The organism is uncultured Lacinutrix sp. (assembly GCF_947500605.1).
In the GTDB taxonomy this organism is placed as follows: Bacteria; Bacteroidota; Bacteroidia; order Flavobacteriales; family Flavobacteriaceae; genus Lacinutrix.
On the sequence record NZ_CANMSJ010000009.1, the window covers coordinates 84,649 to 97,937 of the forward strand.

Annotated in this window: 9 protein-coding genes; all 9 read right to left on the bottom strand. The window is 32.6% G+C overall.

Going from position 1 to position 13,289, the window contains the following annotated elements:
- Positions 1-5: 5 nt before the first annotated feature.
- Positions 6-1,028, bottom strand: a complete 1,023-nt coding sequence (locus Q0935_RS12765; protein WP_299252929.1) for a sugar kinase — start codon at positions 1,026-1,028, stop codon at positions 6-8.
- 87 nt (positions 1,029-1,115) lie between these two features.
- Positions 1,116-1,880 (bottom strand): SDR family NAD(P)-dependent oxidoreductase, encoded by a 765-nt coding sequence (locus Q0935_RS12770; protein ID WP_299252932.1) that lies wholly within the window; start codon positions 1,878-1,880, stop codon positions 1,116-1,118.
- An 82-nt stretch (positions 1,881-1,962) separates the two neighbouring features.
- On the bottom strand, positions 1,963-3,264 hold the full coding sequence (locus Q0935_RS12775) for an MFS transporter (protein WP_299252934.1): 1,302 nt from the start codon (positions 3,262-3,264) through the stop codon (positions 1,963-1,965).
- Between the two features lie 213 nt (positions 3,265-3,477).
- Entirely contained in the window at positions 3,478-4,179 is a 702-nt protein-coding gene (locus Q0935_RS12780) for a FadR/GntR family transcriptional regulator (protein ID WP_299252936.1), read from the bottom strand.
- 344 nt (positions 4,180-4,523) lie between these two features.
- Positions 4,524-6,083: a RagB/SusD family nutrient uptake outer membrane protein gene (locus Q0935_RS12785; RefSeq protein ID WP_299252938.1), complete on the bottom strand. Its 1,560-nt coding sequence runs from the start codon at positions 6,081-6,083 to the stop codon at positions 4,524-4,526.
- A 24-nt stretch (positions 6,084-6,107) separates the two neighbouring features.
- Positions 6,108-9,161 (bottom strand): TonB-dependent receptor, encoded by a 3,054-nt coding sequence (locus Q0935_RS12790; protein WP_299386803.1) that lies wholly within the window; start codon positions 9,159-9,161, stop codon positions 6,108-6,110.
- A gap of 401 nt (positions 9,162-9,562) precedes the next feature.
- A complete protein-coding gene (locus tag Q0935_RS12795) occupies positions 9,563-10,480 on the bottom strand; it encodes a polysaccharide lyase family 7 protein (protein ID WP_299386962.1) in 918 nt (305 codons plus the stop codon).
- Positions 10,481-10,531: 51 nt separating this feature from the next.
- A complete protein-coding gene (locus tag Q0935_RS12800) occupies positions 10,532-12,061 on the bottom strand; it encodes a PKD domain-containing protein (protein WP_299386807.1) in 1,530 nt (509 codons plus the stop codon).
- A 21-nt stretch (positions 12,062-12,082) separates the two neighbouring features.
- Positions 12,083-13,285, bottom strand: a complete 1,203-nt coding sequence (locus tag Q0935_RS12805) for a hypothetical protein (protein ID WP_299386811.1) — start codon at positions 13,283-13,285, stop codon at positions 12,083-12,085.
- Between the last annotated feature and the right edge of the window lie 4 nt (positions 13,286-13,289).

A 13,289-nucleotide genomic window follows, 5' to 3' on the forward strand; every position in this document is an offset into this window, starting at 1 on the left:
TTTATTTATCTTGAAACTTTTCCTGAAGAATCTCCACTTAATAATTTTTCTATATCATCAAGTGTAATTAAATTACAATCACCTGAAATGGTATGTTTTAAACAACAAGCAGCTACGGCTATATTTAAAGCCTTCTGCTTATCGGTTGAATGATTTATTAGTCCATAAATTAATCCGCCCATAAAGGCATCTCCACTACCAACTCTATCTACAACAGGAGTTACTTCTTTAACATCTGCATTGTATATACTTTTACCATCATACAAAACACCTCCAATACGTTGATGCGATGCACTAACTGAATATCTTAATGTTGTAGCAACAGTTTCTAAATTAGGACATAATTTAAAAAGTTGATCGTATAAAAAAGGTAAAGACTTTTCGTCTTGATAATTAGGGTTTACTTTATCTTTTCCTAACATAAAAAAAGCAGTGTCAATATCTCCTAAAATTATATTACTGTACTTTAAAAGTTCTGGCATTACCTCTTTAGGTTCTTTACCATATTGCCATAATTTAGATCTATAATTTAAATCTGAAGAAATAGTAATTCCTAATTTATGTGCAACTTTTAAAGCCTCTAAACATTCTTCTGCAGCAGACTCTGAGATTGCTGGAGTAATACCACTCCAATGAAACCAAGTTGCGTCTTTTAAAACAGATTCCCAATCTATAGCGCCTTTTGCAATAGTTGCCATAGAGCTATTAGCTCTATCGTAAACCACATTACTACCTCTTGTACCCGCACCAGTTTCTAGATAATATATACCTAATCGATCTCCGCCATACACAACATTTTTAGATTCAACGTTATGTCTGCGCATCTCTTTTAATGCACAAGCACCTATCTCGTTTTTAGGTAATCTGGTAACAAATTCTGCCGGAACACCATAATTTGCAAGGGATACTGCTACATTAAATTCACCACCGCCATAAGAAGCAGCAAATGTTTTTGCTTGAGAAAATCTTAAATGACGCTCTGTAGAGAGTCTTAACATAATTTCACCAAATGTGACAACTTTACTCATTTCTTGAATTTAATTTATTTACTTTTTATAAATAAAGCCAAATAGATTTGTAATAAAACTATTTGGCTTTCAACTAAAACTTAGGTCTTAGATACCTAATGCCTGACCTCCACCAATTTGAATAGTTTCGGCTGTGATAAATGATGCATCTTTACTTGCTAAGAAAGAAACAACTCCAGCAACATCTTCTGGCTGACCTAATCTTCCTAACATAATATTGTTTGCCCATGAAGCGAAAACCTCAGGTTTTGTTGCTTTAATTTGAGCGTGAAAAGGAGTATCTATCGTACCTGGTGATACTGCATTTACTCTAATTCCGTATTCTGCTAAATCTTTTGCAAACGCTCTTGTAATAGCGTGAACTCCAGCTTTAGACGTTCCGTATATTCCTGCTCCTGGTCCACCTGCTGTCCATCCTGCATTAGATGTATAGTTAATGATTGAAGGATGCTCTCCATTTTTTAGAAAAGGTATTGCTGCTCTAGAAGCAAAAAATACAGAATCTAAATTTAATGCCATTACATTTCTGTAAAACTCAGTAGTCATTTCTTCGAATCTAGATCTTCCACCTAATCCACCTGCATTATTTACTAATACATCAATTCTACCATATTTGTTTCCAATTGCTTGGATATTAGAAGTTACTGCTTCTTCACTTGTAACGTCAAAACCATAGTACTCTGCAGTGATTCCTTCATCTGTAAGCATTTTTAGTTTTTCGGCTCCAGCCTCATTATCAATACCGTTTAAAATTACCGTGTATCCATCTTTTCCTAATCGTTTTGCTACTTCAAAACCAATTCCTCCCGTTGCTCCAGTTACTATTGCAACTTTTCCACTATTTTTACTCATCTTTCTAATATTAGATTTTAATTTATTGTAATATTTTATATTCTAATTTTCTTAATTCTTACTTTAAACTTAATTTACTCTATTAAGCTTTTGGCTTTAAAGGTTCTATTTTTGGACATAAAACCCAAACAGCTAGTAATGCTATTATTGCTAATACTCCTCCAATTATAAATGCAGGTGTATAATTACCTCCTGTTGTAACAATTGTTACTACTACTGTAAGTCCTGCTGCACCAAGTTTAGCTGCCATTCCAGCAAAACCAGAAAGCGTACCCACAATTTTACCACTAAATAAATCACTTGGCATAGTTTGAATATTACCAATTGCTACTTGAAACCCAAAAAGTAAAACAGCCATAATAATCACGGCACTTGTAGCCGATGCTGGTGCTTTTAAAAGGAAAAAACATGGAATCATAATTAAACAACCTAAAGTAATAGTCATTTTTCTTGTTTTATCTACAGACCATCCTGCGGTAAGTCTATTCTTAGCAAGTAAACCTCCAAATATAGCTCCAATCATTGCTCCAACATAAGGTACCCATGCAGAGAATGCTATTTGTTTAACATCCATTCCAAAAACTTCAGATAAATAGAGTGGGATCCAAACTATAAACAGCCACCAAATAGGATCTAATGCTGCCGAAGCAATTATTACTCCCCAACTTTCTTTATGTTTAAGAAGCGTTTTTGTATCAGGCACATAACCTTCATCATATTCACCATCTTCATCTAAATCTTGATTTTTTTGACCAGAAAGAATATATTTCCTCTCATCTTCGGACAGCCAAGGATGTGTTTTAGGTCCTGATTTTACAATGTACAACCATGGTACTAACCATAATAAACCCATTGCTCCAACAACTATAAATATAGACTTCCATTCTAGATAAGCTGACAATAATCCAATTACAGGATATGCTACTATTCCTCCAATTGCAGCTCCCGAATTAAAGACACCTTGAGCAAGTGCTCTTTCTTTTGTTGGAAACCATTCTGCATTTGCTTTAGCCGCGCCAGGCCAATTTCCAGCTTCTGCAATACCTAATATTGATCTAAAGATTGAAAAACTTAATATTCCTTGAGCGAAAGCATGAAATATTGTTGCAACAGACCATACTCCTATAGATAAAGCAAAACCCATTCTAGTTCCTATCCAATCGAAAATTTTACCAAAAAGAGCTTGACCTCCAGCGTAAGAAATTATAAATACGGTTGATATGATACCGTATATCTCTTTATGACCATCCTTATCCATCTCTGGAAATAAATCATTAGCAATGTCTGGCCAAAGAGCTCCAAATGCTTGTCTATCGATATAGTTTACAACTGCTGCTAAAGCAACTAGCCCTACTACCCACCATCTTAATCCTTTTAATTTCATTTATAGTAGTTTGTTATGTTATTATTTTAAGAAAAATATATAAAAACTATTTTTCTTGACATCAATTTTAAGGTAACTGATTATTTATTTCAAGTAAGTTGCAAAGAAAATCGTATTCGACTCCTTTTTAACATAATTACTATCCCTCCTGATTCTTTATTTTAAAAACATTCACTTAATAAATTGTGCACTTTATTAATTGAAGTTTACATTTTAAACATTGTAACAATACTTGTATAATTCTTTAAAATGTTCTTTCATTTTTTTCTTTGCTAACTGTGGATTTTTATCTTCAATTGCTTTAAAAATAGCATTATGCTCTTCTATACCTACTTCAGCATTACTTGTATCGCAAACATGGTACTTTGCAAAATTTGTTATAATCTCTGGAGTAATAATTAACATGAATGTATTCATACTACTATTACCACTTGCTTTTGCAATAGCAAGGTGAAATAATAAATCTTCTTGTACTGCATCCTCACCATTTCTCACTTTTTTAGAAAAAGCTTCTAAGGCCACTTTCATTTCTACAAGATCATCTTCTGTTCTTCTTAATGCAGCTAATCTTACTGTTTTTAGTTCAAGAAGAATTCTTGTTTCAACTAAAGATTTAAAATCTGGAGCTTCTAAACGAAGAATATCTTCGATCATACCATTCATGGCAATTACGCCTATATTAGCAACAAAAGTTCCACTCTGCGGAATAGACTCAAGTAAACCATAAAACTCTAATTTTTGAATTGCCTCTCTAACATTACCTCTTGAAACACTAAATCTTTCGGATAGCATACGTTCAGAAGGTAGTTTATCTCCAGGCTCAAGATTCTTTAAATTAATTAAATCTCTTATGCTAGCGATAATGTGTTTTTGCACATCAAAATTTTCAGTTTTAGTTAGTATGTCTAATTTCATAAACTCAATAATTGGTTAACCAGTTCCTAATGCTAAATTAGGGTATATCTGTTAAAAAACATTGTACTATATTATATTTTTTACTAAAATTTACTGATCTAATGCTAGACCAGTAAAACTCAGTTTTGCACACATTATCAAGACTAATCAAATTACAGTTAACGTGTTACTATTAATCAACAACATTTCTTTTAGAATAAACTTGAAGAATCTTCTTCTTTATTTTATAAACATTGAAAACTATCTAGAATTAAACTCAACTATTAAGATTTGCCGACCTATAATATATTAGGTCGGACAAAACCTCAATAAGACTAATTCAAATAGTAATTCATTTATTAATATTAGTAACCAGGATTGTTAGGCAATAAATTAGGGTTTCTTGCTAACTCATCTGCTGGTAAAGGCATTAAATAATCGTTTGGAGAAAAATCTGGCTTAACACCTTCTAATCCTGAAGCTCCAAATGCAGTTGCTCCTAATTGTCTTCTAACAATATCGTACCATCTTTTCCCTTCAAAAGCCAACTCTAATCTACGCTCTTCAAGTACATCATTAGCTGTAACTGTACCTGTATGGTCTGCAGGTTCTGCACTACCAGTAACTGTTACTTCTACTCCTGAACTTAATGTAGTACCTCCCATTCTTGCTCTAGACCTCACTTCGTTTAAGTAAGTTCTTGCAAATTCTGGTTCGTTTATTTCTACTGCAGCTTCTGCTGCAATTAATAACACCTCTGCGTAACGCATCATAGAATAATTATGACTTGTTGCTCTGGCATTTCCACGAGCAAAAGCTCCAGGGAAACGTGTATACTTTGCAATATAAGGTCTGTTTTTAGCAAATTGGTGACCACTTACTGTGAAGTTAGTGTAAAGTTCTAAATTACCATTAATAGATGCTCCGTCGTCTAAACTAACTGCTCTTCTGTAATCTTGTGCATTCCAAGTAGTATATACTTCTAAAGAAGGAACTGCTACAGACCAACCTCCACCTGAATTTCTATCGTCACCTCTAATACCCGTCATTGGTGCTATTTGATCATAAGCATTATCAGGAGCTTCAAAATTATTATAATCTAATGCAAAAATTGGTTCTATTGAACTATCTATAACATCAGCATTAAATAAATTTTGAAAATCTGGATCTAAATCTAAATTATAAACTCCTTTATTAAGAATAACATCTTGTGCTTCGTCAAAAGCTTTTTGAAAATTTGCTGTATCATTTGTTCCAGCCATTGTTAAGTACACTAAAGCTAAATAAGAACTCGCTGCTGCTTTAGAAGGTATTGCTCTAGATGCTTGTGTATTTGGCAACCAAGTTTTAGCAAACTGTAAATCTGCAATAATATTCTCATATACTTGTTCTGCAGATGTTTTACCAATAGTACCCATTTGAGCAGTATTATCTGGTGTTAACGCTTCACTAATATATGGTATATCTCCAAATTGTCTTACTAAATGGAAATAGTAAAATGCTCTTGCAAAATAAGCTTGTGCAGTAACTGGATTTTTAGCTTCAGCAGGTACATTTACAGATTCTGCTCCTTTAATAGCCTGATTTGCTGCTGCAATTCCTTGATATGTTTTTAACCAAAACTCACTAATCATTCCATTGTTAGCAAGAGTTGTTAACTCATTGTTTTCAACTCTTCTTGTCTCGTTAGATGCAAGATCAACCATATCTGAACGTAGCATTAATGCTACCGATAGTTTTCTTCCCCAAAACTTCTCATTAATTGCATGTGTAAGAGAACCGTTTACTGCTGTTTGGATATTGTCTGTTGTTTGAAAAAAGTCATCAGGAGATGCTAATAATCCTACTGGATCTTCTTCTAAATCTGAACAACTTACTATTCCTAGACTTACAAATAGTAAGAATAAATATTTATATGCTTTCATAATTTCTATTTTTTAATTGTTTTATTAAAATTTCACATTAAGACTTAAGTTCACTGACTTTACTGTTGGATAATTTCCAAAATCGAAGCCTTGAACCGTATTTGCCGATGTATTATTACTTCCACTAGCTCCGAAGTAATTTACTTCTGGATCTAAACCTGAATAATCTGTAATCGTTAATAAGTTCTGTGCACTTAAAGTAATCCTTAAATTATCTAGCCCTATTTTTTCTACAACATCACTTGGAAGATTATATCCTATAGCAATATTTTTTAATCTTATATAACTTCCATCTTCAACAAAACGAGATGAAATTTCTCTATTACTATTGTTTCCTACACGAGGAGAATTAGTATTCGTATTTGTAGGTGTCCAAGCAGAGTTGTAATAATCTCTAGTTGTATTTGCATCGCCATTGTTTAACTGCACATCTGTTAAGTTAAAGATATCTCCACCTTGAGAACCTTGAAAAAAGATACTTAAATCGAAATTTTTATAACTAAAGTTGTTTGTAATTCCAAAAGTATAATCTGGATTCGGGTTACCAATCGCTTTTCTATCATCATCTGTAATACTACCATTATCATCTATATCTCTAAATAATGGATCTCCTGCTACACCATTTGCTAAAGTTGCAGTACCTGCTGGTACAGCTCCTCCTTGATAAACACCTGCGTATTCATATCCCCAGAAAAGACCAACTTCTTCACCAACTCTTAGAATATAGTTATCATCAACACTAAAATAACTCGGCGCAGCATCACCAAATAAATCGGCATCGTTTATTAAACTTACTACTTCATTTTTATTTTTAGAAAAGTTAAAATCTGTAGTCCAGCTAAAGTTATCATTAGTAATATTTCTAGTATTTAAAGACACTTCGAAACCTCTGTTATTAATCTCACCTAAATTAGTTAAGATAGCATCGTTTAAGAAACCAAAGTATTCTGGTATTCCGTTATTACCTAAAATTAAATCTTTAGTATCAATATTATAGTAATCTAGAGAAAGTGTGATTCTATTATCTAACAATCCTAAATCAACTCCAAAATTCGCTTGGTAAGAGGATTCCCATTTTAAATCTGGGTTAGCAGGCTGCTCTGGAGAAATAGCAAACGTAGTTTCGCCATTACTAGAAGCATATATACTTGAAAATCTAGCTAAAGATTGGTATGGGCTAATAGATGGGTTACCAGTAACACCATAACTTGCTCTTAATTTTAAATTAGATATTGTTTCGCTATCTGCTAAAAAGTCTTCGTTAGACATTTTCCACCCTATAGCTCCAGAAGGGAAAATTGCATATTTATTATTAGCTGCAAAATTTGATGCTCCATCTCTTCTTACTGTAGCAGTAATTAAGTATTTATCATCATAATCGTAATTTACTCTACCAAACTGAGATTGAATCTCTGTAACATTTAAATAAGAATCAGGCTGTAAAAGACCAGAAGCTGTACCTAAAGCATGGTATGAAAAAGCATCTGAAATAAAACCTGTTCCAGCTGCAGCAAATACATCTGTTTTTGTTTTTTGATAAGAGTAACCTGCTAATAATGTTAAATCACCTTTTCCTATTTCCTTGTTGTAGGTTAAGTAATTTTCACTTAAAATATTTGTTCTTTGTGAGTTTGTAACTCTAGCTCTACCACCTACACCTCCTGCAGTAATTTGCAGAGTTGAAGGTTGGTAAACTCCTCTTGTATCATTCTCTGTACTTAAACCAAATGTTGTTTTAAACGCAAGACCTTCTAAAAGCTCATAATTAGCATAAAAGTTTGCTCTAAAATTATCTGTAACTGTCTCATCTACTCTTTGAGATGCAACAGCATAAGGGTTATCTACCTCATCACCAACAGCATCATTTGTTGTAAATGATCCATCTGCATTATAAACACCTTTATCTGGAGCAAAACGCATAGCTAGAGAAATAACATCATCTCCACCAACAGTAACCGACCCATCAGACTGTGTAGCAACACCATCTTTAGAACCTCTGCTTCCAAAAAGGTTAAGTCCTAATTTTAATTTATCTGATACTTGTGCATCTATATTAGATAGAAATGTTGTTCTCTCAAAACCTGAATTAATTAAAATACCATCTTGCTTAAAGTAGTTACCAGAAGCATAAAAATTTATTTTCTCTGAACCTCCAGAAAATGATAATTGATGATTTACAGTACTACCTGAAGTATAGATTAAGTCTTGCCAATCTGTATTAGCATTACCTTGAGTATAAATAGCTGGTGTCTCACCAGATGTAATAGCAATGTTATTATTAACATCTTGTTGGTAAGCTGCAAACTCGTCTGCGTTTAATAAATCTAATCTATTTGCAGTATTTTGAATAGCGTAAGTAGTATTTAATTCTATACTTAGCTTACCACTCTTTCCTTTTTTTGTTGTTACTAAAACAACACCGTTAGAACCTCTAGAACCGTATATTGCAGTTGCAGAAGCATCTTTTAACACCTCTAAAGATTTAATATCGTTTGCTTGAGGCATGCTTGCTCCAACAAAACCATCCACTACAATTAGCGGAGAACTATTAGCACTAATAGAAGTATTACCTCTAATCTTAATATTTATAGGAGCTCCTGGCTCACCACCATTGTTAGATTGCACAACTACACCAGCTGCTCTACCTTGAAGCGCTTGTGCTGCATCTAAAACAGGAAAAGCATTTAATTCATCGGCAGTAACCGAAGAAACAGCTCCTGTAATATCACTTTTCTTACGACTACCATAACCAACAACTACAACCTCTTCTAGTTTGTTAGTATCTTCTTCTAAAGAAGTATCAATTGTCGTTTTATTAGTTACTTTAATAGATTTAGTTACAAATCCTACAAAAGAAAATTGAAGTAAATCTCCTTCTTTTGCACTTATTTGATAGTTACCATCAAAATCTGTACTTGTACCATTACTTGTACCTGATACTAATACATTAACACCTGGAAGTCCCATGTTGTCTAATGATGAAACCACTTTTCCTTTTATGGTTAAATTTTCTTGCGCAAAAGCAGAAATACACATAAAAAGTACTGCAAATAATGCCGACTTAGCTTTTAAATTCATAATTAATTTTTAATTTTAAGTTAGTTAATATTATTATTTACTTAAAAACATAATCATACAGAAGTTGTAAATAGTTTATTACTTTTGCCGTGTTATGTTTTTAAACATAATTACTTCCCTCCAAAGAAGTATTTTTCTAAAAAGGATAGGTGTGCACCTGTCCTTTTTTTTGTCCAAATCAATGTGTAAAAAATAATTGGTTTACCAGATTGGTTTACCAAATATAAACAAATTTTTATCTTATACAACGTTTTCGTAATAAAAAGTTAAATATTGTTAATTATTTATTAGAAAAATAAAACAAAAGTTCATAAATAGATAAAGCCCTATTTTATAGGGCTTTATCTTATTAGTAATTATTAAGTACAAAAAAAATATATTAGTATAAGAATCTCTACATACTAATGTTTAACTTCTAAATCATAGTATCTCACTTTAGCATAAGCACCCTCATCTCTTGATTGAAAATAGTTACCTGCTTTAAAGTAATTTTCAAAAATCCCCCATTTTCTCATATGAATGTTCTCATATACTTTAAATTCATTTTTATTTAAAGCGATTACCATTTTACCATCAGAAACTTTAACTTCTAGTATAAACTTTTTAAAACCAACTTCTTGCTCAAAATTAAAACCTTCATCGTCTCCCCAAGCATCTTTATGTAGCATTTCTTCAGGAGTTGCATTTAAATTTTTTAGCACTTTTGTTTTTACTCTAATTTTACCTTTATCCCAATATATTTTTAATATTGGAGGTGCATTATTATCTTTTTGACCTATTAAATCTCTCTGCTCATCTGAAAGTCTTCCATGAATTTGCATTACAATTACTCTATGGTATTTACCATCGGCATCTTTAGTAACATCTTCCATGGCTAACTTACCTTTCATATATGCACCTTCTTTAAAAGTCCAATTAACATTATTATCTCCAGGCACCATTTGCTCTCTTAACTCGGATCTCGAGTATTTGGTATTAGCAGTCGTTGCTTTACTAGGATAAGAATAAAACACTAATGCACCCTTTGTAGAATCGTTATACATGTATGGTTTAATCTCTTCATTTGTCGCATAATTAGTAACAACTTCTTTTCCTTTAAAACTTTTTGCTTTACCATTTTCTCCTTCAGGAATAGTAAGAGACCAATGTGTTAAATCTATTTCAGGAAGCTTAAATTTCTTTTTTCTTTTCTTCTTTTTTTTAGACTCTACTTTAACTTCCGATTCAGAGACACTTCCTTTTTGCGTTTGGCAAGATGCATTTAGTGCAATAAATACCATTAACACAATACTTAATATTTGCTTATTCAAGTGTTTCAACATCATTATAATTTAGTTCGTTATGCTTTTATTAATAGTATAGAAATTATATTATAGAGTCGTTATAACTATATCAGTTAAGAACACCTCATTACTACTATCAACTGTATTAGTAGGTATAAAATAGAAGATAACAAATTTTTGATCTGTTGATACTAGAATATCATTTGTATTCTCATCTACTCTACTTGTAGGGAAGCTAAAAGTAGCATCTGCCGTAAAATTAAATGTTGATTGTTGCCAACCATCTACAGCATTTGAAATCACTTGTTGACTAGATAATGTTAATGAAGGTAAATCATTATCACTAGATGGCTCACCTGATAAAATATAAAATGTTCCCTCTACATCTCCTACAGGAGTTAATTCGCTTTTTAGAAATGCTGAAATTGAATATTCAACTCCTGTTTCAACTTCAAACGCTTGATAAGCTCTTTCTCCCGAACTATCAAACTTAAGAGATCTACCCGAAGTACCACCAGCAGACATTGCATCTGTACCAGAAGAACTAGGCTTATCTGTTGTTCCACTACCTCCATTATTGGCAGGTGATGAAACCCAAGCCTCTAAATCATCGTTTCTCCAAAAATTAAATGGTGTATCTGTACCATTATTAAAAGTATTATCTGGATCGACTGTCCAAGCATCAACTAGGTCATTATTATTATTTTCTGAAGTAGGATAAGATTCCATATCTGCATTTTGCAAGACAGCATTAAATGTTGCTTGAATTCCTCCTACAGGCACTTGCTGTGTGATACTATTAGAAACACCTGCCGCATTTGTAGTTGTTAATGTAACATCGTATGTTCCATCGACTGCATAAGTATGTGTAGGATTGATATCTGTAGAAGTATTACCATCTCCAAAGTCCCAACTATATGATACCGCTAAAATAGAAGCATCTGTAAAGTTAACCATCAAGTTAGAAGTAGTAAAAGTAAAGTTAGGTATTGTGGACAAAACTAATCCTTCAATATTTTCGCTAACAGAAATCTCAACACCTAAAAAATTAATTGCAGTAAGTGTTGCAACATAAGTATCTTCTGTTAAATAAACATGAACAGGACTAAAATTAGGATCTTGAATTGTATCCTCAAAATTCCACTCTAAAGTTTCTCCATTACCAAAATCCCAAACTAAATCTCTCACTCCAGTACTTAAGTTTTCAAAAGTTACTTGAGTATCAACAGAGGTGTGATTAAAACTAACAAAAATTGGAGAAACATCTTCTGATGCTTCAGCAACTAAACCATCAGAACTTGTTGTAGTTAATGTTACATTATATAATCCTCCTGTGGTATAGGTATGATTAGGGTTTTCTTCGGTTGAAGTATTACCATCTCCAAAATCCCACAAATAAGAAACAGCATCTGTAGAATAGCTTCTAAACACTATCCCTAAACTATCGTCTGGATTAGTACTCGTTGTAAATAGTGTATTTGGCTGTATATCGTTTACATTTCCTGTAGGTGGAACAAATTCCTCGTAACCTGTGTCATAACATGAGAAAAGTCCAAAAAACACTAAAGAAATAGCGAAAATACTTTTACTGAATTTTTTAATTAATTTAAAAATCATAATATTAAATTTTAGAATTTTTTATTCTTTTACTACTATATCGAATGCATCTAGCCTAGTCTCAACTCCTGAATTTGAAGCAAAAATAATTACTGATTCATTATCACCAGCCTCAAAGGTGATAGCATGTTTTTTGAAAACATTATCAACTCTCCCAACGTTACTATCTGTTCTAGAAGCTACAATATTTTCTTCTAATTGTGCTTCTGCATAAGTTGATGTACTTGGCTTTAATATTGACACCTTCATCTCTCCAAAATTATCCTCTTCAAAGGCAGTAAAATAAGTCAAAACATATTCTGCTCCTGGAGTAACTTCAATTTCTTGGTAAGCAACTCTTTCTCCACCTCCTGGAAATTTTGCTGCCTGCGTACCATCTGGTAAATTAGGTGCATCAATTGGGTTGCTATCTGTATTAATCTGGATTACAGTGGTACCTGCACCAAACGGGCTCCATGCATCGTTACTAGGAGTTTTCCATGAATCTCTACCATCTCCTGTTCCATCGAATAAGCTATTATCTTCAAAACTAGGCTCAGATATTTCTGGTACTGGAATTGTTGGTACAGCTTGATTAACTGTAATTATTTTTTCTGTATAATTTAATTTTCCAAGATTATCTGTTACCGTTAAACCAACTGTATACTCGCCTGGATTAGGAAAAGAAAAGATTATCTCTCTATCTTGTAAGGTTGCCGGCTCTAAAACAGATATTTGATTTTCTAAATTAGAAACATTTTCCAATGTTTCATCTGTAAGTGCTTCTTCAGCAATAACTAATTGATTTTCTAAATCAACAATTTGAGCTTGTAATACTATAACTCTAGCAGGATCTGTCTCGCAAGGTATTTTAAATTCTAATTTAGCTATTTCTTTTTCAATTGCAACAACAGTTGCCAACTCTGCCTCTATTAATTGTTCTAAAATAGGTAAGTTTTTGTTGATTAAATCTACTCCATCAGATGGTGTAATTGACCATTGGTAATCTGTACCATTTACTGCCAAATTTGAACCTGCAAGAAAATTAAAATCATAGTCAGCCCATAGTTCAACGTCATTACAATCAAACTCCGAACGAGTAACATCGGTTACGTTATAAAAAGGCGTAGGACCTGTAATATCTTCAAGATCTCCTACATTGGCCAAGTCATCACTTACGCAAGCTGTTAAAGACACAAACGTACCTAAAACGATATATTTTATTTTAAATAAATATTTTTTCATAATT

What these genes read in the sequence shown, in the direction of transcription:
- Q0935_RS12765 (WP_299252929.1), bottom strand. Translation starts at nt 1,028, where the DNA reads ATGAGTAAAGTTGTCACATTTGGTGAAATTATGTTAAGACTCTCTACA.
- Q0935_RS12770 (WP_299252932.1), bottom strand. Translation starts at nt 1,880, where the DNA reads ATGAGTAAAAATAGTGGAAAAGTTGCAATAGTAACTGGAGCAACGGGA.
- Q0935_RS12775 (WP_299252934.1), bottom strand. Translation starts at nt 3,264, where the DNA reads ATGAAATTAAAAGGATTAAGATGGTGGGTAGTAGGGCTAGTTGCTTTA.
- Q0935_RS12780 (WP_299252936.1), bottom strand. Translation starts at nt 4,179, where the DNA reads ATGAAATTAGACATACTAACTAAAACTGAAAATTTTGATGTGCAAAAA.
- Q0935_RS12785 (WP_299252938.1), bottom strand. Translation starts at nt 6,083, where the DNA reads ATGAAAGCATATAAATATTTATTCTTACTATTTGTAAGTCTAGGAATA.
- Q0935_RS12790 (WP_299386803.1), bottom strand. Translation starts at nt 9,161, where the DNA reads ATGAATTTAAAAGCTAAGTCGGCATTATTTGCAGTACTTTTTATGTGT.
- Q0935_RS12800 (WP_299386807.1), bottom strand. Translation starts at nt 12,061, where the DNA reads ATGATTTTTAAATTAATTAAAAAATTCAGTAAAAGTATTTTCGCTATT.
- Q0935_RS12805 (WP_299386811.1), bottom strand. Translation starts at nt 13,285, where the DNA reads ATGAAAAAATATTTATTTAAAATAAAATATATCGTTTTAGGTACGTTT.